This is a genomic window from Clostridium culturomicium (assembly GCF_000821305.1).
In the GTDB taxonomy this organism is placed as follows: Bacteria; Bacillota; Clostridia; order Clostridiales; family Clostridiaceae; genus Clostridium_J; species Clostridium_J culturomicium.
Window position 1 is genome coordinate 401073 of the sequence record NZ_CCXK01000014.1, and the last position, 20781, is coordinate 421853.

A 20781-nucleotide genomic window follows, 5' to 3' on the forward strand; every position below is an offset into this window, starting at 1 on the left:
ATATTTAAGTATAGACCTTTTATGCATTTAATCAATCTCCTATAACTGTAATTGCAAATTCAAAGCCTCTCTACCTTTATATGAATATCTCTTAGATTTTGTTAATCTTTTTCAGTAAATTCCTTCTCATATACACATATACATTAGAAGGAGTGCTCAAAAAGTAAGTTCCATTAACTAAATCATAGATTCACTCTTTGGAAACCCCACTATTCAAATCAAAGATGCACGCTGTGAAAATTAAGTTAACCAAATCATATATTTGGAGCATCACTTTTGCAGCATCACTTTTAGAGTCTTACTTAAAATACTCCAGCACACTTTCACTAGACGACTTATCCATTGAAGGTGTTGAGATTAATTCTTCATAGGTAGCTTTTCTTATATTATCGACACTTCCAAACTTTTTTAGAAGCTCTCTTCTTCTTCTTTCTCCAATTTTAGGTATTTCATCTAAAATTGAATATAGAGTACGCTTATCTCTAAGAGTTCTGTGATATGTTATTGCAAAGCGGTGTACTTCATCTTGAATTCTAGTAATAAGAAGCATAGATTTAGATCCTGGTCTTAAGATAATCTCTTTATTGTTATATATAATACCTCTGGTTCTATGATTGTCATCCTTAACCATTCCACATACAGGAATGGTTATATTAAGCTCTCTCAGAACCTCCAGGGCTACATTTATCTGCCCTTTTCCACCATCCATCATAATCAGATCTGGGAAAATAGAAAATTTTCCTGCCTCAAAATTCATTTCATTATTGTTTATTTTTTCAAGTTCTTTTAGTCCATGAGTAAATCTTCTTGTAAGAATTTCTCTCATTGAACCATAGTCATCTGCACCCTCGATAGTGTTTATCTTAAATCTTCTATAATCACTATTTTTAGCAGTTCCATCTTGAAAAACAACCATAGATCCTACAGAATCCATACCCATTAAATTTGATATGTCATAAGCTTCTATTCGACTTGGACTTTCATCAAGTCCAAGTGCTTCTTGAAGCTCTGTAAGAGCTACTTCATTTAATTCTCTGTCCACCTTATGCTTTAACTTAAACATTTCAAGTGCATGACTAGCATTTTTCTCTACCATGTCTAAGATTCTTCTTTTCTCACCCTTTTGAGGTATTTTTATATTTACCTTATGCTCCTTTTTCAATGATAGCCATTGTTCCATAATCTCTATATCATTACACTTACTAACGTAAATTGATTTAGGAATAAATGCTGTACCACCATAGAAATTCTTAATGAACTCTCCTAAGACATAAGTGGGCTCTTCTGCCCCAGTATTATCTAAAATAAAATGTTCTCTGCCACTAATCTTTCCATCTCTAAGAAAGAATATCTGAATACAGCTATCCACTTCATCTTGAGAAATACCTATAAAATCCTCATTTTCAAAGTTATTACTTATAATTTTTTGCTTTTCATTTATTTTATCAATAGCTATAAGCTTATCACGAAGGATAGCAGCCTTCTCAAAATCTAAATTCTCAGCTGCTTCTTCCATGTCTGCCTTTAGCTTGTTTGTAATCTTCGTATCTTTACCTGTGAGCAAATCTACCACGTCATCTATAATCTTACCATACTCCTCTTTAGATATTAACCCATTACATGGTCCTTTGCAAAGGTTTATATGATAATTTAAACAAGTTCTTGTTTTAGGTCCATCTTCTTTTATAGATTTTCTACAAGTTCTAAGTGGAAATACCTTTTTTATAAGCTCATTAACCGCATAAACGGCACCTCCATCAGTATATGGACCAAAGTATCTAGAAGCATCATTTCCATGATTTCTTGTTACTATAACCCTTGGAAATTCTTCATTTGTGATTTTAATAAAAGGATAATATTTATCATCCTTTAAAAGAATATTATATTTAGGACTATATTTTTTTATAAGATTGCACTCTAAAATTAGTGCTTCCATTTCAGAATCTGTAACAATGTATTCAAACTCACTAATATGAGAAACCATAGCTTTAACTTTTTCCGTATGGTTCTTGGAGTTTTGAAAATACTGTCTTACTCTATTTTTTAAGTTTTTAGCTTTTCCAACGTATATTACTTCCTTTAAGGAATTTCGCATTAAATATACACCCGGACTATCTGGAAGATTTTTCAGCTGATATTCAAAGTCAAACATAAATAAACTCCTCCACTTTTTAATTTAGAATTTATATGTAGAATTATGGTTGAAATTCCTTCGGAATTTCTTTATTTTTATTTTATCATACTGAGCTATTCTACTATAGATAGAATAGCTTAGTATACAATAACAATAGTATTTTCAACTGTCAATTCTTAATTTTAAAATCAAATTAAATCTTCTCCGAAACACAGTAATTGAAAACAACCTTTATTCTATATTCTACATTCGGGCATTATAAGTTAAATATACCCCTCGTCATTTTCATCCTTACTTAACTTCTAATACACAATTCTTACTTGAAAAAGGCATCAACTAAATCTCCTGCCATTCCACTAGCATTGTAAGAATCATTACCACCCTGTTCAACAATTATTGCAAATGCAATTTCAGGATTATCATATCCTGCAAAACCTGCAAACCATGAATGAGGTATTTTATCTCCTGCATCAGTATCTGCAGTTCCTGTTTTTCCTGATACTTGAACACCCCAAAGACTAGCAGCCCTACCTGTACCTTCATTTACTACAGCCTTCATATATTCCTTTAAGACTTGTGCATTCTCTGGCGTTGTTACCGTTGTAGCTACTTCTGGCTTAAACTCCTTAACAGCCTTCCCTTCTGAATTCACTATCTCTTTTACTATATTAGGCTCCATCATAACACCATCGTTAGCTATGGCACTTGCAACAAGAGCCATCTGAATTGGACTTGAAAGAACTCCACTTTGACCTATACCACTTTGAGCTATATTTCCAACCTCTTCTTTCCCATAGGTTGGGAATCTACTATCATCAATAGTTAAAGTTCTTGATGGAATCTCTTTATTGAAGAAAAATTTCTCTGCGGTTTCTCTAAGCTGTGGGTTTCCTAACTCCATGGCTAATGTACCAAAAACAACGTTACTTGATCTTAAAAATGCTGTTCTAAGGTTGATGTTCCCAAAAGCAACCCCATTATAGTTTTCTAAAGAATCTACATCATTGAAATAGATTCTTCCTTCATCCTCAAAGACTCTATCTCTTACTCCAGGCATATTTTCAAGAGCACTTACTGCAGTTACTATCTTAAAAGATGATCCTGGAGGATACAACCCAGAAACAGCTCTATTTAAAAATGGAGTGTTTTCATCCTGTGATAAGGCTGAAAACTCATCTTGTATTTTATTAGGATCATAGCTAGGTTTAGATACCATAGCTAAAACTTCTCCCGTTTTAGGGTCTAATGCTACAATAGATCCTTTTCTATCTCCTAAAAGCTCATAAGCCTTTTTTTGAAGTTCAGAATTTAAAGTAGTTACTACATGATTTCCTACTTTATCTGCGTCAGCAGAAGCAAATAAATCTTTAATGGAATTCATTGTACTTCCTGAGAGTTCTTTATCAAACTTTTTCTCTATACCACTTGCCCCATAAACTACATCATAGTACCCAACTACATGAGCAAAGGCTTCTCCGCCTATATACTGTCTAGTTTGAGAGAATTCACTGGTTTTTTCACCACTTGTAAGTGGATTCATATCCCTATCATAAATCGTACCTCTTAAAACCCTGCTATTTTCAGCTTGCGTTCTTTTGTTATATACACTATCTATAGCTTCTTCACTTTTAAATAAATAGTAATAGCTTATATAGGATATTAACGCTATAAAAAGTGCTAAAAATACTATCATTACATTTTTTATATTTTTCTGCAGATTATTCATAGCTGTTACTCTCCTCTGATATCTTTTGAATTATTCCTAGAGCAAAATAGCTTATAAGCATTGAACTACCACCATAGCTTACAAATGGAAGGGTTATTCCTGTAAGAGGAATAGCTCCTGTTACACCACCAATAATAACTAAGGTTTGTGCCACTAGCATGGTACTGTATCCTACAACTAAAAGCCTAGAAAATTTATCCTTAGTATATAAAGCTGCTCTTATACATCTATAGAATAATAAGAAGTTAAAGATTATTATTGCAAATCCAGTTAAAATCCCCAATTCCTCGCAAATAGCTGCAAAAATAAAGTCTGATTCTACTACTGGAATATAGTTGGGAAATCCACTTCCGAGTCCAACTCCAAATAAACCTCCACTGGATATGGCAATAAGCGATTGTACAAGCTGTAGTCCCTGATCATATCCATATTCCCATGGATTTCTCCATATCATAACCCTCACTCGGACATGATAAAATAAGAAATAACCAATAGTTCCACCCACGGCAAATAAAAGTAAGGCAATTATTACATATTTCTTCTTTGATGTTGCTATGTACAGCATTGTAAGAGCTATAGCAAAAAAGATAAGGGCTGACCCTAAATCCGTTTGAGCAAGCATAAATAAAAGAGATACTCCCATAACTAATGCAGGCTCTACTAAACTTATTAATGAATAATATTTCTCATTCTTTATTCCAATTCTGCTAGCTACTCTTATCCAAAACTTTGAAGGCTTTTCATAATCTCTTAAAGCTGAAGCCAAATATGCTACCAAAGCAATCTTTCCAAACTCCGATGGCTGGAAACCAAACCCTGCAATATTTACCCAGTTTTTAGCTCCATATGTTTCTTCACCAAGAAAAGTACCCATAGCCATAAATATTATAGTTACTACAAGATACAAATACTTATATTTGTTAAACCTTTTTAGGTCCGGTACAATTACAACTATTAATATAAATCCAATCATGCCTAAAGCAAAAAACAGCACCTGCTTAACAGCTAAATTTGTAGTAACGCCATCTGCAATAAAAGTACCTCCTCTAAGTGGTAAGTCCAATCTATAAATCATGGCAATTCCTATAACTGCCAAAATATTTGCAAACAATAATAAAAATTTATCTCCATCTGGATAAAATCTTCTTATGACAAAGTGTGCATAAGCCATCAATCCACATATTATTGCTCCAATAATAACTGCATTATTGTTAATGGTTGGAGTTATTATTGCAACATTAAAGAACAATGCCATTACCAATAGATATGTCAACCTTAGTACACGTTTTTCTTCTCTTATAATGTTCATGTTTCTCCTTCCACCTTTATATCAATTTAAAAATAGCTGTTCCAACCTTTATTGAATCTCCCGCTCTTAGCGTAACTCTATTTTTAATTAATTCATCATTAACTTTAGTACCATTTGTGCTATCTAAATCTTCAATTACATATTCATTATTTCTTTTAAAAATCTTCATGTGATGGGAAGACACATATTTATCATCTAAAATTACAGTGTTATCACTCTTTCTTCCCATAGTAATAATATCTGCTAAAGGCAGTACCCCTCCAGTTTTTAAGTTAGAATTCTCTCCTGCCTCTATAACCTCTAGGCCCATAGTCGCCTTCTTTATCTTATTACGTCTTTTACCCGATGTCTTAGTATCTGTGTACATTATTTTCAATGCATAAAATATTATAAAGTAAATAAGTACAATTACTCCTACCTTTAATCCAAACTTTAAAATCTCCATATACAAACTCCTTTAAAAAATATAACATAACTAGCATCAAAATTCTTTGATGCTAGTTATAGTAATTATATCATTTTTTTAAGATACTGTCCTGTATAGGATTTAGAACACTTAACTATCTCTTTAGGAGTTCCAGTGGCTAAAATAGTTCCACCCTTATCTCCACCTTCTGGTCCTAAATCTACAATGTAATCCGAACATTTAATTACATCTAAATTGTGTTCAATAACAATAACAGTATTTCCGCCTTCTACAAGCCTTTGAAGTATCTTTATAAGCTTACTTACATCATCAATATGAAGTCCTGTAGTTGGCTCATCTAGAATATATAGAGTTTTTCCTGTACTTCTTTTAGATAACTCGTAGGCAAGCTTAATTCTTTGCGCTTCTCCTCCTGATAATGTAGTTGAAGGCTGACCTAGTCTAATATAAGATAACCCTACATCCATCAATGTCTGAAGCTTACTGCTGATACGTGGTATATTTTCAAAGAACTTAAGCCCTTCCTCAACAGTCATATTAAGCACATCATCTATACTCTTTCCTTTGTATTTAACCTCTAAAGTTTCCCTGTTATATCTTTTCCCCTTACATACTTCACATTCTACATAAACATCAGATAAAAATTGCATTTCAATTTTAATAATTCCATCTCCACGACAGGCTTCACAACGTCCTCCCTTTACATTGAAGCTAAAACGTCCTTGCTTGTAGCCACGGCTCTTAGCTTCTGGAACCATTGAAAAGATTTCTCTTATTAAATCAAATACACCTGTATATGTTGCCGGATTACTTCTTGGGGTTCTTCCTATTGGACTTTGATCAATATTTATAATTTTATCAATCTGCTCAGCACCAATAATTGCATCATGCTTTCCTGGAAGTTTTTTAGAGCGATTTACCACCCTATTTAGTCCCTTGTAAAGTATTTGGTTTATAAGTGTACTTTTTCCTGACCCTGATACTCCAGTTACAGAGGTTATTAACCCCAATGGGAAGGAAACCGTAACATTTTTAAGGTTATTTTCCTTTGCACCCTTTATAGTTATAACCCTTTCTGGATCCATAGCTCTATATTCTTCTGGTACTTCAATGGATTTTTTACCACTTAAATATTGACCTGTAATTGATTCCTCACATTTCATAACTTCATCAACAGGTCCTGCAGCAACAATTTTGCCTCCATGCTCTCCAGCTCCTGGTCCTATATCCACAAGATAATCTGAAGCTCTCATTGTATCTTCATCGTGTTCAACTACAACTAAAGTATTTCCTAAATCTCTAAGATGTTGAAGAGTTTTTATGAGCTTATCATTATCTCTCTGATGAAGTCCTATACTTGGCTCATCAAGAATGTATAAGACTCCCATTAAACTTGACCCTATCTGAGTTGCAAGTCTAATTCTTTGAGCCTCTCCACCTGATAGTGTTCCCGCAGCTCTGCTTAAGTTTAAATAGCTAAGCCCAACATTCACTAAGAAATTCAATCTGCTTCTTACTTCTTTCACAACTTGAGCCGCCACAATTGTATCCTTCTCAGATAAAGCTAGATTTTCAATAAATTTCAGCTCCTCTGTTATAGACATAGTACAAAAGTCACTTATGTTTAATCCTCCAACTGTAACTGATAAAGCTTCTTTAGACAATCTCTTACCCTTACATTTTGGACAAGGATTATCACTCATATACTCTTCAATTTCTCTTTTTATGTAATCTGAGTTGCTTTCCATGTATCTTCTTTTCAAGTTATTTATAACACCTTCGTAAGCATACTGATAAGTTGACTCTCTAAACTCTTTAACATATCTTATTTTTAACTTTTCTCCATTGGTTCCATAAAGTAATAAATTTAAATTATCTTTAGATAATTCATTTATTGGAGTATCTAAAGTAAAGCCTCCTTTTTCTGCTAAGGCTTCTAAAATAGCTCTAGTCCATGAATCATCCTTTAAACTTCCTTCTCCCATGGTAACAACGGCACCCTGAAGAATAGATTTGCTTTTATCTGGAATAACTAAATCCTCGTCAATCTCCATTAGTGTTCCTAATCCATCACAGGTATCACACTTTCCAAATGGAGAGTTGAAGGAGAACATTCTTGGTTCGATCTCACCAATACTTATACCACAATCAACACAGGAGAACTTTTCACTTAATAGGATATCTTCTCCATCAATTATGTTAAGAATTGCAATACCTTCACCAAGCTTCAATGCAGCTTCTAATGAATCTGTAAGTCTTGAATTTATGCCTTCTTTTATAACTATTCTGTCTATAACTATTTCAATTGTATGCTTTTTATTCTTTTCAAGTTTAACCTCTTCTTCTACTAAATCAATAAGTTCACCATCAATTCTAGCTCTTACATATCCATTCTTTTTTATACTTTCAAGAATTTTAACATGTTCACCTTTTTTCCCAGTAACTATAGGTGCTAAAATCTGTATTTTAGTTCTTTCTGGTAATGCCATTGCCTGGTCTACCATTTGATCTACCGTCTGTTGAGTTATCTCCTTACCGCATTTAGGACAATGTGGCACTCCAATTTTTGCATAAAGAAGTCTTAAATAATCATATATCTCTGTAACTGTTCCAACTGTTGAACGTGGGTTTCTACTTGTAGTTTTCTGGTCAATAGATATAGCTGGTGATAGTCCTTCTATATATTCCACATCTGGTTTGTTCATCTGTCCTAAAAACTGTCTTGCATAAGCTGAAAGTGACTCTACATATCTTCTTTGTCCTTCAGCATATAGGGTATCAAAGGCTAAGGATGATTTTCCTGATCCTGATAATCCAGTAAATACAACAAATTTATCTCTTGGTATTTCTAAATCAACATTTTTAAGATTATGTACCTTAGCGCCTTTTATATAAATACTATTTCTCATAAGTTCTCCTTTTCTTATAATTCAAAATCTCTTTTCATACGCTGAATCTCATCTCTTAACTGTGCAGCTCTCTCAAACTGTAAATCCTTAGCCGCAGCCTTCATTTCTTTTTCAAGCTTAGCGATGTGCTTAGCTAATTCTTTCTTATCTAAAAGAATATCTGATGACGGGGAATCTCCGTAAGCTGCAGTATCTTCAGCTACTGTAGAAATTTCAATAACATCTCTTATCTCTTTAATAATGGTCTTTGGTACTATTCCATGAGCTTCATTATACTCCATCTGTATCTTTCTTCTTCTATTGGTTTCATTTATGGTCTTTTCCATAGAATTAGTTATAGTATCTGCATACATTATAACCTTACTCTCTGAATTTCTCGCTGCTCTACCAACAGTTTGAATAAGCGAAGTTTCACTTCTTAAGAACCCTTCTTTATCAGCATCTAAAATTGCTACTAAAGCAACCTCTGGAATATCTAACCCTTCTCTTAAAAGGTTAATTCCTACTAAAACATCGTGTTCTCCACTACGAAGTTCTCTGATAATCTTCATTCTTTCCATTGTATCAATATCTGAGTGAAGATATGTTATTTTAACTCCTAGCTCCTTAAAATATTTAGTTAAATCCTCTGCCATTTTCTTTGTAAGGGTCGTAACTAAAACTCTAAAGCCCTTCTCAATGGTCTGCATTATCTCTGAATACAAATCATCTACCTGACCCTTTACAGGTTTAATGCTTATTTCTGGGTCTAAAAGTCCTGTAGGTCTTATAATCTGCTCTGCCGTATTTTCTGAGTGCTCCTTTTCATAAGGACCTGGTGTTGCACTTACAAAAAGTACTTGGTTAAGCTTATTTTCAAACTCATCAAACTGAAGCGGTCTGTTATCATATGCCGATGGAAGCCTAAAACCATACTCCACCAAAGAGGTCTTTCTAGACCTGTCTCCACCATACATTGCTCTGATTTGTGGAAGAGTAACGTGACTCTCATCCACCATAAATAAGAAGTCTTGTGGGAAATAATCAATTAATGTTTGAGGTGGCGTTCCTTTTGCTCTTCCATCAAGAATCCTTGAATAGTTCTCTATACCAGTACAATACCCAACTTCTCTCATCATTTCAATATCAAAGTTAGTTCTCTGTTTTAATCTTTGTGCTTCTAAAAGCTTATCCTCTTCCTTTAATTCCTTTAATCTCTCTTCAAGTTCAAACTCAATCTGTGAAATAGCTCTTTCTAGATTTTCTCTTGAGGTAGCAAAGTGAGATGCCGGGAATATTGATACATGTTTTCTTCCACCAATGATATTTCCAGTTAAAACATCAAATTCCCTGATTCTATCTATCTCATCACCAAAGAATTCAACCCTTATCCCCTTATTCGTTGAGGAAGCAGGAAATATATCAAGAACATCTCCCCTTACTCTGAAGGTTCCTCTAACAAAATTAATGTCATTTCTTTCATATTGTATATCTACCAGCTGGCTTATAACCTTATTTCTATCCTTCTCCATACCTTCTCTTAAAGAAACTGTAAGTGCCTTATACTCCTCTGGATTTCCTAACCCATATATACAAGATACAGAGGCCACAACAATTACATCTCTTCTTTCAATTAAAGCAGAGGTTGCTGAGTGACGTAGCTTCTCAATCTCCTCATTTATAGAAGCATCCTTTTCAATATAGGTATCAGTTTGAGCCATATAAGCTTCTGGCTGATAATAGTCGTAGTAAGATACAAAGTATTCTACCGCATTCTCTGGAAAAAACTCTTTAAACTCAGAACATAACTGAGCCGCTAAAGTCTTATTATGAGCAAGTATCAAAGTTGGTCTTTGTACCCTCTCTATAATATTTGCCATAGTAAAAGTTTTCCCTGAACCAGTAACACCTAAAAGTGTCTGATACTTTTTATCTTCTAAAATACTATTTACCAGACTATCTATAGCTTGAGGCTGGTCTCCAGTAGGCTTAAACTTTGAATGTATCTTAAATTCGCCCATAGTTTCTCCTTTTCTAATTAACTAATCTTCATCATTCTTCTTTTTCTTAACATTATTTATTATGTCCGAAAATCGCATTTCACCACCGCTGTTATTGCCACTTCCAGCAACCTTAACTTGCTTTGGCACTTCTCTTGGTACTATAACGAAGCCTAATTTTTCTTTTCTATCTTGAATATTTTTTGTAAGAATCTTTATCTCGCCATTAACACCCCTAACATACATCTTTATATGATAAGGCATTCTTTCAAGAAATTTGAAAACCACTTCATCCTTAAGCACTTTTTCTTCATTTATTTCTAAAATCAAATCTCCTGGACAAAGTCCCATTTCTTTAGCTATTGAATTAGGTGCAACATCAAGTACACAAACGCCTTCATTAGTACTTACATACTTAGGTTTTGCCTTTAATTCCATCTGCTTTTCTAATCGACTAATTCCCTCATGAGCTAACGGAATTAACACAAGTAAAAAGGTATCCAAAAACTTATTTATATTTCCAAACTGTGATATCATCAATACAAATATGCTAAAAACACATAATAATGCTCCTGAAATAACTGGCTTTTCTCCTTTACTTTTAGTAAAGGTCGCCGTTTTATAACTAAGGCCGGAGTACATTGGCAACGCACCAATTATCATGGTTGCAAAAAGCACTAAATTTTCTTCATGATTAACTAATGGCCACCAACTGGGTGTATTCACTGCATTTCCACTAAGTAGATCCGCACCTGAAGCCTGTACCATCAACAATATAATCATAGGCAGTACCCACTGTCTTCCATAAGCAAACCCACCAATAATATGCTTATCTCTTCCACTGAAAACTGGTATTGCACCTCTTTTCCCATCCAGGATTATAAGTAATCCTTCTGCAAAGTGCATTACTGCAATTACTATTATTAAGTTAGTTATATCCAAATTCATCACATTTAAATTTGGCTTATTCAGTGCTTGGGATAAAAAGAATAACAATATTGAAACTACCCCAAGCACACTTCCTGAATAAGAAAATGCACCTAACTTCGGATTAACAAAAATTAACCCCACTGAAAGTATAAATATTAAAAATATATTGGAGCTCTCATAAAAGCTTACGCCTAAAAAAGTAAGTATTATACTAACTAATACACCTCCAAATATCCCCATTACTATTTGTGAAATTGTTAGTTCAAAAGCTGAAATCGTATTTTTACCCATAACTAACTTTTCCATTAATGTAATTTTTCTATTCTTCATATAAAATGCCAATCCCATTAATATTAAAATTAATGCATAGGATGGCTCTACAATTGCATAAGAAACATTCTGCAAAGTATATTTTAATAGCTCCATTTTTCTCTCCTTCTAATATGCACACACAAGTTGACATAAACATATAAATTAAATTAAGAATTTAGAGTTTAGAATCCTCTTAAATTCTAACTCTAAATTCTCTCATATAAAACTATATTTTAAAATTTTATTTTATTTTTTCTTTTGCTATCTCTAAAGCTTTAGCAAATTGAGGATCTTTCGCTCTATCATAAGCTACTGTTGCCAACTCTTCTGGATATTCAACTTTTACATCTGGCTCAATACCAGTTCCTTGAATATAATTTCCATTTGGAGTGTAATAGTTAGAAATGGTAACTTTAAGACCGCTTCCATCATTAAAGCCATCTACTGACCTATAGAAGGTAGTCTGTACTAATCCTTTCCCAAAAGTTGTTGTTCCAACTATTGTTCCTAAGCTATAATCTTTTATTGCTCCAGTAAATATTTCAGAAGCACTTGCACTTCCACCGTTTGTTAATACTGTCAACGGCGTTCCTATTGCTACTCCACCTTCAGAATTATAATCTTTTCTGTTACCATATTTATCTTCTGTATAAACTATATTTTTACCTTTTTCAATAAATTGAGAAGACATTGCTACAGTTTGGTCTAATAATCCACCTGGATTTCCCCTCAAGTCAACTATTAAACTCTTCATACCTTTTTCTTCTAAAGTCTTAAGCGCTGAATCAAAGTTCTTAGAAGTATTTTCATCAAACATAGTAACTTGGATATATCCTACTTCATTATCTATCATTTCACTTTTTACAGTTACCATTTCAATCTCATCTCTTACTAATGTAACATCATAATTTCCCTTATTCTCTCTTGATAAAGTGATGTCTACCTTACCACCTTTTTCACCCTTCATCATTGATACTGCATCTTGTAATTCTGCACCAGTCATTGCTTTTCCATTTACACTTTCAATAATATCTCCAGATATAATTCCACCTTTTTCAGCTGGTGAATTTTCGAAAACACTAATTACAGTAATTTTATCATCTTTAACTCCAACTTGAATTCCTACCCCTACATAGTTTCCCTCTGTTTGAGAGTAAAAATCCTTGAACTCCTCTGCATTCATGTATGTTGTATACGGATCACCAACTGCTGAAACCATGCCCTTTGCAGCTCCATCTATTAGTTTAGTCATATCATAATCGTTTAAATAATACTTATCTAGCTTATCCTTAATAGTGAACAATTTTTCAAAGCTTAAAATATTGTTATATGTGGTCCTGCTAACCATTACCTTACCATTAGGCATTGAAAATGAAACTAAGTTAGAGACTAAAAATGTCGCTACATTAGTAATTATCAGCAAGGCTACAATAATGGTAATACCTTTCCATCTTTTCTTTTTGTCGTTCATACAAACCACCCTCTCAACTTCCTTAACATCTTTATCAAAATACTTTGTAAATTTATTTTATCTCATTAATAAGTATGTTCAAAGTACTATATTATTAATAACATATTTATTAATTTAAAATTAATTATTATCTTTGAGTACAAAGTTTAAAATTCATACTTTACAAATATAGAAGAAACTCCCAAGAAGTTTCTTCTATAGAGTTTCTTTCTTTTAGTTGAAAATATAACTTTGTTAGTTTTGTGTTATATTATAACACAATATTTACTACCTATATCTTAATTTTTATTTAAATTTATATACATATATAGTCATATATGTTCAGTACAAAAATCAAAATAAAAGGTTCTTTGAACACATTAAGAAACATCAATCTTCATTAATACATTCAGGCATTCTAAATTCAATCATATGCAAATAAGACTAAGAAATTTAATTCCTTAGTCTTAGTCTTATATCTTATATAAATTAAACTTTTAAGAACTTTCTCATTGAGATAATACTTCCTACAGCTCCAATAAATAATCCACAGGCAAATAACTCCCAAATAACAACCTTCCACATATACGTTACAGGTATCATAGTAAATCCAAATGATGATAAATCTAATCCTAACTTACTTGTAACTACTAAGTAAGCTAATGCAAGGACTATTCCTGCAATTATAGCACCTGCAAGTCCAAGAATCATTCCCTCTATTATAAGAGGCCATCTAATAAACCAATCAGTAGCTCCTACATACTTCATGATTCCAATTTCTTTTTTTCTTGTGAACACTGTTATTTTTATTGTGTTACCTATTAAGAATAGAGATATTAAAATAAATACTACAAACCCAATTACTGCACCAAACTTAACTGAGTTAGTTAAATTAGATATTTTTTCAATTAAACTTCTAGCATCTTTTATCTCTTCAATTCCATCCATATCTTTAATTGAATCTACAACATTATCAATAATCTCTGGTTTTTTTACATTTACAGTGTATGAAGCTGGAAATGGGTTATCATTTTCAAAACCAGCAGTTAAATCACCTGTTGAGTCATTTAATTGTTCTTTAATATTTTCTAAAGCTTGTTCTTGACTCTCATATACAACGGAATTTATTCCATCTACAGAGTTTATCTTAGCTTCTAAAGCCGTTTTTTGTGCATCAGTTATATCATTATTCAAATAAACTCTTACTTCAACCATAGAACCCAATTGTGTAACAGCTTTATCAACATTAGCTACTACTAAAGTTATAGTACCTAATATGAATAATGTTGCTGCTACAGTAGCCATTGATGCTATACTTAATGTTTTATTTCTTACAATACTTTTTACTGCATCCTTAAATGAATACTTAACCGAATCAAATCTCATATCCGTACATACCCCTTTCTTCGTCTCTTGCAATAACACCTTTTTCAATAGCTATAACTCTCTTCTTCATGGTATCAACTATATCCTTAGCGTGAGTTGCCATTACTATTGTAGTTCCTGCTCTATTTATATCATTTAATATTTCCATAATTTCTAATGCTGTTTCTGGATCTAAGTTACCCGTTGGCTCATCGGCAATTAGTAATGATGGACTATTCACTATAGCTCTAGCTATAGAAATTCTTTGCTGCTCTCCACCAGATAATTCACTTGGGAATGCATTTCTCTTTTTTGATAGTCCAACTAGTGATAAAACAGCTGGAACCTTTTTCTGTATATCTTTTTCCCCTGCACCAGTAACTCTAAGTGCAAAAGCAACATTTTCAAACACATTTAAACTTTGTATTAATCTAAAGTCTTGGAAAACCACACCTATTTTTCTTCTATAATAAGGAACTTCCTTATCTGTTAACTTCGTTAAATCCGAGCCTGCAACCACTACTGACCCAGCTGTAGGATCTACTTCCTTCAACAACATTTTAATAAAAGTAGATTTACCTGCACCACTAGGTCCAACTAAGAAAACAAATTCTCCCTGGTCAATGTGGACATTTAAGTTTGATAATGCTAGTACATTGTTATTATAAACCTTAGTAACATTCTTAAAATCTATCATATCATTAACTCTCCTCAATTTTACTTTTCAAACTATATTATATCATAAAAACCTTAATTCCAAATTAAATTCGACGAATAACCCTTAGGGTTATTTCCTGAAAAATATAACTTTTTTAACATATTGATCTCTTTTTGTTAGAATTTGATAACTATTGTAATAGCAAATAGTAAATAGCAACATCTAACCCTAAAAAATATACTGCCATAAATCCTGAAATACAGAACATGACACCAACTAATCCAAATTGTTTAAAATACTTTTTCCATGTATTATGATAGCTCAAAGGTCTTAACAGCTTTAATGGTTGTAAAAATCCAAGTGCGCAAATAAATAGACCACCACAAGAAAATACTATCCCTACATTCCTAACCCCTAAAAGTATCCTAATAAATTCAATAGATTCACCTTTTATAAGCAGATATACAATAGTTCCAATTACTCCAATGACAATTGGAATTAAAGCTATCTTTAATGAAAGCTTTAAACAATAAAGTATATCATCAACATATGTTCCTATCTTTTGCTTCATATAACTTTGCCCCCATCAACTATCTTCATGTTTATAGATTATACCATAGCTTATACCAAAAATCACTATAAAAACCCCTCCATTTAGCTTAATTCCTATTTTTACGACAAAATATGCACCTTATCACTCTATCGATTTTTTAATAAAATTTTATTAAGCTGACTCTTAAAAATACTGCAATATGGAGCTTCTACAAAAAAAGAATTTGACCATATTTTAGTCAAATTCTTTTCTTTCCATTTAATCAAATAAAAATATTAAATTTCCATAAACAGCTTATTTCATGCTTATTCCATGCTTAACAGCTTTAACTATATCTTCGGCAGTTAATCCATAAGCCTTAAGCAATTCTGCAGGTTTACCACTTTCTCCAAATACATCCTTAATTCCAACTCTTAGTACTGGAACAGGGCAATTCCCAGTAACAACTTCTGCTACTGCTGAACCGAGTCCTCCAATGATGCTATGCTCTTCTGCTGTTATAATAAGACCTGTTTCTCTTGCAGCAGAAATTATTGCTTCTTCATCTATTGGTTTAATTGTATGCATATTTACAACTCTTACCTTTATTCCTTCTTCTGCTAATACATTGAAAGCTTCTAGGGCTGCCTCTACCATAACTCCTGTCGCAATTATAGTGGCTTCTTTACCTTCTCTTAAGGTAACTCCTTTACCAATTTCAAATTTATAATCACCATTATCATTAATAACTGTTACTGCACTTCTTCCTAATCTTACGTAGCAAGGTCCATTATATTTAACAATAGCTTCAATTGCAGCTTCTGTTTCCACTGCATCACTTGGGCTTATAACTACCATATTAGGTATACTTCTCATAAGTGAGATATCTTCTACAGACTGGTGAGATGCTCCATCTTCTCCAACAGTTATACCTGCATGAGTTGCACATACCTTAACATTTAGCTTTGGATAACAGATTGAGTTTCTTATTTGCTCAAAAGCTCTTCCTGTAGCAAAAACTGCGAATGTAGAAGCAAATGGAATTTTTCCACATGCAGCCATACCTGCAGCAACAGACATCATATTACCTTCAGCAATACCCATGTTTATAAATCTCTCTGGACATACAGCTTTAAAATCTGCAGTTTTTGTTGATTTTGATAGATCTGCATCAAGTACAACTATATTATCATTTTCTTGACCTATTTTAGCTAACGCTTTACCGTAAGCTTCTCTAGTAGCAATCTTCTTCATTATTCTTCTCCCCCAATCTCTTTTAATGCAATATCACATTGCTCTTTGCTTGGAGCTGACCCGTGCCATCCTGCTTGATTTTCCATAAAGGATACGCCCTTACCCTTTATAGTTTTACAAACTATCATTGTAGGTTTATCTTTAACTTTCTTGCCTTCTTCGATTGCATTTTTTATTTCAGTTAAATCATTACCATTTTGAACAAATATTACGTTCCATCCAAAAGCAACGAATTTATCTGCTATTGGATTAGGATTCATAACTTTTTCTATATCTCCGTCAATTTGAAGACCATTAAAGTCTACAAATGCAGTTAAATTATCTAATTTATAATGTGCAGCACACATTGACGCTTCCCAAACTTGACCTTCTTCAAGCTCTCCATCCCCTAATAATGTGTACACTCTATAACTCTTTCCATCTATTTTTCCTGCTAAAGCCATCCCAACAGCAGCTGAAATTCCCTGACCTAATGAACCAGTTGACATATCAACACCTGGAATATAATTCATATTTGGATGTCCTTGAAGCATAGCTCCCATTTTTCTTAATTTCATTAATTCTTCTTTATTAAAGAATCCCTTCTCTGCAAGCGCAGCATATAATACTGGTGCAGCATGCCCTTTTGATAATACAAATCTATCTCTATTTGGATCCTTCGGATTATTTATGTCTACATTCATTTCATTAAAATATAGTGTTGTAATAATCTCCACTGATGATAATGATCCACCTGGGTGACCAGATTCAGATTCAGTTACCATTTTTACAATATCTCTTCTAAGAGTCTTTGTTATCTGTTCTAACGATGCCAATGATTTTTCCATTACTTATCCCTCCAGACTTACTTCTACACTAATTATATCAATTTTTCATATATTCTCAACTATTTTACCACTTTTTTTCATAAATATATTACATTTTCTTATATATAGCATGTACAAATTCTTTTAATGAATACTATTTCAAATTTAATTTGATATACTAAACACCTATTATATACATTTTTGCTACACATTATACTTATAGTGTAATACATTCATCTAAATAAACCTTATTGCAATGCAATAAAAAAACGGAAGATAACTTGGTTACCTTCCGTAATATATACTTATCCTTTTAAATCTAGACTAATTCTAAGAGCTATGTCAACCTTTATCATATCTTCATCAGTCATATGCCCTATCCTCTCTTTTAGTCTCCTTTTATCTAAAGTTCTAACCTGTTCTAGCAAAACTACTGAATCTTTATTTAACCCATATTCCTCCGAGGAAATCTCCACATGTGTGGGAAGTTTTGCCTTATTGATTTGAGAGGTTATCGCTGCTACAATTACCGTTGGGCTATATCGATTTCCAACATCATTTTGTATAATGATTACTGGTCTTATACCGCCTTGTTCAGACCCAACTACCGGACTTAAGTCCGCATAAAATATATCGCCTCTCTTAATAATAGTTGTCATTAGGCATTCACTCTCCTAAAGGCTAGCTTCGTATTCTTTCAAATCATCTATATAGCTCTCAAAGCCGTACTCTGACAATTCTAAGTTAAGTTCTTCCATAGCTAAGTAACCTTGCTTCATGCAATCAATATAGCTATTGCTCATTTCGCCTTTACTATATTCTATTCCATAGTGGTCAATTAATTCACTACTTTTTTTATATTGTTTTAAAGCTTCTGAGTAACCAGTATAAAAGTCACCAGAAAAATTACCTTTTGAACTTAGAACTATCTTTTTTGAGCTAAACATGGATTTTCTTACCTCCAACTTAAATAACAACTATATGTACACTTCAATTATAATTGATTAATTGCTACTATGTCAAAGAAATTGTACCCATTTCTACTTTTTTCAACAATTTACACGGCCTTGATTATACATAATTCCTTATATTAACTATTTTCCCGTCTTTTTTATACACCCTTGGTACTCTTTTACTTACATCACAAACAACTTCATAACTAATAGTACCTATAGCTTCAGCAATATCATCTGCGGTTATTCTATTTCCAAATTGATCTTCTCCCATAAATATAACTTCATCACCAACCTTTACATTTGGAATGTCAGTTACATCTATCATACATTGATCCATACATATTCTTCCTACAATATCTGCAAAAGCTCCATTTATGATTACTTTTCCCTTACCAGTTAATAGTCTTGATAGCCCATCTGCATATCCAATTGGAAGTGTGGCAATTTTACTTTTTCTTTCTGTAGTAAACACTCTTCCATAACTTACACTTTTTCCTGATTCTAAAGTCTTTAAATGAACAATTGAAGCTTTTAAACTCATTACAGGTTTTAAACTAACTTTAGTTTTGTCCACATCCCTAGATGGATAATATCCATATAACATTATTCCTGCCCTAACTCCATCATACTCGAGATTTGAAAAATCTATTATACCTGCACTATTGCTAACGTGTTTATATTTAATATTTACTCCAAGTCCTTTTAAATATTCATCAAAATCATCAAAACTCTTTAATTGTAAAAATGTAAATTCTTTATCCTTTTCATCTGCAGAAGCAAAATGTGTAAACATCCCTTCAAGTTCTATACCTGGAAGGTTAGCTATTTTTTTCACCTCACCAGCTTCTTCTTGTGTTGCTAAAAAGCCAATTCTGCCCATCCCTGTATCAACTGCGATATGAACTTTAACTTTTGCATTTTTCTTTACCGCTGCTTTTGATAGTTCCACTGCATCATCGTAGGAATATATTGTCTGTTCTATGTCAGAGTCTATAATTTCATCATAAAAATCATGGGCAGTATATCCAAGTATCACTATTGGAGCTTTTAGTCCAGCTCTTCTTAGTTCCATAGCTTCAGTGATTACTGCAACTGCAAATTTAGAAACACCATTTTCCAATAATGTGTTGTAAATATTAACCGCTCCATGTCCATAAGCATCAGCTTTTATAACACCAATTACATCTTTACCATTGGAAACCCTTAATACTTCTTTAATATTATTTTCTAAGGCATTTAAATCTATTTCTGCCCAAGTTGTTCTTAACTTGTGAATCATATTCTTTTCACCTCTTATAAGTCATTGATACTCATATCCCTACTAAAAATCTATACTCATATCACTTTCTTTATCCGTCCAATTAAAGTTTTTATAGTTATATATTATTCTTTCATTGTGTTTATTATCATAAATTATTATTTTGCTAGGTTTATACTCTGCAATATCATAATACATACTTCCTTCATATAAATTATTATTGCTTCCTGGAATTAATGTTGTTATTACAAAATATTCTTTATCATTTAAAATTTCCTTTTGAAATTTTAATTCCTCATTAGTATATATTAAACCTATGTATTCCCCAATAAACCCATATTTAAATACTTCATCAAAATCTTTTTCAAGAGTATATTGTCTCTCACTATTGTTATCCTTAACTTCTATGTCATTACCTTTAAAGATAAAAGTTCTTTCATCATTTAAATCTAACTTATATCCAACATCTTTAACATATTTTTGAGTTCCCTCATAGACATTGATCTCTTTGTCATTGATAATCTTAATAGTAACCTCACTAGTATAAGCCTTGATTTCACTTAAAAGTTCAATAACATGATATTCATCTGAAACATTCTTATTCTGTAATTTTACAAAAACTGTTCCAAATATCAATGCTACCCCAATTGCAACAATAACCACAAGTGTAATAATATTTTTCTTTTTCATAATTGCCCCCCAAAATCTTAATACACTATATGTTTATTATATGTAATCCTAGTTAATAACCTACACAAATATAATTTACTTCAAAT

At 32.5% G+C, this 20781-nt stretch carries 17 protein-coding genes; all 17 read right to left on the minus strand.

The window, feature by feature from the left end; translation table 11 throughout:
• Positions 1-298 precede the first annotated feature (298 nt).
• The 17 genes from uvrC to BN1075_RS05980 all read right to left on the minus strand — a co-directional run bounded on the left by uvrC (position 299) and on the right by BN1075_RS05980 (position 20695).
• Positions 299-2152, minus strand: coding sequence for an excinuclease ABC subunit UvrC (gene uvrC, locus BN1075_RS05900; RefSeq protein WP_040192149.1), 1854 nt, complete (start codon positions 2150-2152; stop codon positions 299-301).
• A gap of 298 nt (positions 2153-2450) precedes the next feature.
• Positions 2451-3860 (minus strand): peptidoglycan D,D-transpeptidase FtsI family protein, encoded by a 1410-nt coding sequence (locus BN1075_RS05905; RefSeq protein WP_040192150.1) that lies wholly within the window; start codon positions 3858-3860, stop codon positions 2451-2453.
• Positions 3853-5169, minus strand: coding sequence for an FtsW/RodA/SpoVE family cell cycle protein (locus tag BN1075_RS05910; RefSeq protein WP_040192151.1), 1317 nt, complete (start codon positions 5167-5169; stop codon positions 3853-3855). The genes BN1075_RS05905 and BN1075_RS05910 overlap by 8 nt, the downstream gene beginning before the upstream one ends.
• Positions 5170-5185: 16 nt before the next feature.
• Entirely contained in the window at positions 5186-5614 is a 429-nt protein-coding gene (locus BN1075_RS05915; protein ID WP_040192152.1) for an FHA domain-containing protein, read from the minus strand.
• Between the two features lie 65 nt (positions 5615-5679).
• Positions 5680-8505 carry an excinuclease ABC subunit UvrA gene (uvrA, locus tag BN1075_RS05920; protein WP_040192153.1) on the minus strand — a complete coding sequence of 942 codons (2826 nt, stop codon included), beginning with the start codon at positions 8503-8505 and terminating at the stop codon, positions 5680-5682.
• 14 nt (positions 8506-8519) lie between these two features.
• Positions 8520-10505 carry an excinuclease ABC subunit UvrB gene (gene uvrB / locus BN1075_RS05925; protein ID WP_040192154.1) on the minus strand — a complete coding sequence of 662 codons (1986 nt, stop codon included), beginning with the start codon at positions 10503-10505 and terminating at the stop codon, positions 8520-8522.
• 21 nt (positions 10506-10526) lie between these two features.
• The gene (locus tag BN1075_RS05930; protein WP_040192155.1) at positions 10527-11840 is read right to left on the minus strand and encodes a PDZ domain-containing protein; all 1314 of its coding nucleotides are present in this window, start codon (positions 11838-11840) and stop codon (positions 10527-10529) included.
• Positions 11841-11967: 127 nt separating this feature from the next.
• Positions 11968-13197, minus strand: coding sequence for a S41 family peptidase (locus tag BN1075_RS05935; protein ID WP_040192156.1), 1230 nt, complete (start codon positions 13195-13197; stop codon positions 11968-11970).
• 468 nt (positions 13198-13665) lie between these two features.
• Positions 13666-14562, minus strand: coding sequence for a permease-like cell division protein FtsX (ftsX, locus tag BN1075_RS05940; protein ID WP_040192157.1), 897 nt, complete (start codon positions 14560-14562; stop codon positions 13666-13668).
• Positions 14552-15238 carry a cell division ATP-binding protein FtsE gene (ftsE, locus tag BN1075_RS05945; protein ID WP_040192158.1) on the minus strand — a complete coding sequence of 229 codons (687 nt, stop codon included), beginning with the start codon at positions 15236-15238 and terminating at the stop codon, positions 14552-14554. Before ftsE ends, ftsX begins: the two co-directional genes overlap by 11 nt.
• Before the next feature lie 151 nt (positions 15239-15389).
• On the minus strand, positions 15390-15770 hold the full coding sequence (locus tag BN1075_RS05950) for a hypothetical protein (RefSeq protein WP_040192159.1): 381 nt from the start codon (positions 15768-15770) through the stop codon (positions 15390-15392).
• A gap of 276 nt (positions 15771-16046) precedes the next feature.
• Positions 16047-16985 (minus strand): transketolase family protein, encoded by a 939-nt coding sequence (locus BN1075_RS05955; RefSeq protein ID WP_040192160.1) that lies wholly within the window; start codon positions 16983-16985, stop codon positions 16047-16049.
• Entirely contained in the window at positions 16985-17812 is an 828-nt protein-coding gene (locus tag BN1075_RS05960; protein WP_040192161.1) for a transketolase, read from the minus strand. The genes BN1075_RS05955 and BN1075_RS05960 overlap by 1 nt, the downstream gene beginning before the upstream one ends.
• 284 nt (positions 17813-18096) lie before the next feature.
• Complete coding sequence (locus BN1075_RS05965) at positions 18097-18450, minus strand: type II toxin-antitoxin system PemK/MazF family toxin (RefSeq protein ID WP_040192162.1); 354 nt, start codon at positions 18448-18450, stop codon at positions 18097-18099.
• Between the two features lie 15 nt (positions 18451-18465).
• On the minus strand, positions 18466-18738 hold the full coding sequence (locus BN1075_RS05970) for a hypothetical protein (RefSeq protein ID WP_042386984.1): 273 nt from the start codon (positions 18736-18738) through the stop codon (positions 18466-18468).
• Between the two features lie 124 nt (positions 18739-18862).
• Positions 18863-20026 carry an alanine racemase gene (alr, locus tag BN1075_RS05975; protein ID WP_040192163.1) on the minus strand — a complete coding sequence of 388 codons (1164 nt, stop codon included), beginning with the start codon at positions 20024-20026 and terminating at the stop codon, positions 18863-18865.
• Between the two features lie 42 nt (positions 20027-20068).
• Complete coding sequence (locus tag BN1075_RS05980) at positions 20069-20695, minus strand: germination lipoprotein GerS-related protein (protein ID WP_052406414.1); 627 nt, start codon at positions 20693-20695, stop codon at positions 20069-20071.
• Positions 20696-20781 lie beyond the last annotated feature (86 nt).

What these genes read in the sequence shown, in the direction of transcription:
- BN1075_RS05960 (WP_040192161.1), bottom strand. Translation starts at nt 17,812, where the DNA reads ATGGAAAAATCATTGGCATCGTTAGAACAGATAACAAAGACTCTTAGA.
- BN1075_RS05980 (WP_052406414.1), bottom strand. Translation starts at nt 20,695, where the DNA reads ATGAAAAAGAAAAATATTATTACACTTGTGGTTATTGTTGCAATTGGG.
- BN1075_RS05910 (WP_040192151.1), bottom strand. Translation starts at nt 5,169, where the DNA reads ATGAACATTATAAGAGAAGAAAAACGTGTACTAAGGTTGACATATCTA.
- BN1075_RS05965 (WP_040192162.1), bottom strand. Translation starts at nt 18,450, where the DNA reads ATGACAACTATTATTAAGAGAGGCGATATATTTTATGCGGACTTAAGT.
- BN1075_RS05905 (WP_040192150.1), bottom strand. Translation starts at nt 3,860, where the DNA reads ATGAATAATCTGCAGAAAAATATAAAAAATGTAATGATAGTATTTTTA.
- BN1075_RS05930 (WP_040192155.1), bottom strand. Translation starts at nt 11,840, where the DNA reads ATGGAGCTATTAAAATATACTTTGCAGAATGTTTCTTATGCAATTGTA.
- BN1075_RS05935 (WP_040192156.1), bottom strand. Translation starts at nt 13,197, where the DNA reads ATGAACGACAAAAAGAAAAGATGGAAAGGTATTACCATTATTGTAGCC.
- ftsX (WP_040192157.1), bottom strand. Translation starts at nt 14,562, where the DNA reads ATGAGATTTGATTCGGTTAAGTATTCATTTAAGGATGCAGTAAAAAGT.
- BN1075_RS05970 (WP_042386984.1), bottom strand. Translation starts at nt 18,738, where the DNA reads ATGTTTAGCTCAAAAAAGATAGTTCTAAGTTCAAAAGGTAATTTTTCT.
- ftsE (WP_040192158.1), bottom strand. Translation starts at nt 15,238, where the DNA reads ATGATAGATTTTAAGAATGTTACTAAGGTTTATAATAACAATGTACTA.
- alr (WP_040192163.1), bottom strand. Translation starts at nt 20,026, where the DNA reads ATGATTCACAAGTTAAGAACAACTTGGGCAGAAATAGATTTAAATGCC.
- uvrB (WP_040192154.1), bottom strand. Translation starts at nt 10,505, where the DNA reads ATGGGCGAATTTAAGATACATTCAAAGTTTAAGCCTACTGGAGACCAG.
- uvrA (WP_040192153.1), bottom strand. Translation starts at nt 8,505, where the DNA reads ATGAGAAATAGTATTTATATAAAAGGCGCTAAGGTACATAATCTTAAA.
- uvrC (WP_040192149.1), bottom strand. Translation starts at nt 2,152, where the DNA reads ATGTTTGACTTTGAATATCAGCTGAAAAATCTTCCAGATAGTCCGGGT.
- BN1075_RS05915 (WP_040192152.1), bottom strand. Translation starts at nt 5,614, where the DNA reads ATGGAGATTTTAAAGTTTGGATTAAAGGTAGGAGTAATTGTACTTATT.
- BN1075_RS05955 (WP_040192160.1), bottom strand. Translation starts at nt 16,985, where the DNA reads ATGAAGAAGATTGCTACTAGAGAAGCTTACGGTAAAGCGTTAGCTAAA.
- BN1075_RS05950 (WP_040192159.1), bottom strand. Translation starts at nt 15,770, where the DNA reads ATGAAGCAAAAGATAGGAACATATGTTGATGATATACTTTATTGTTTA.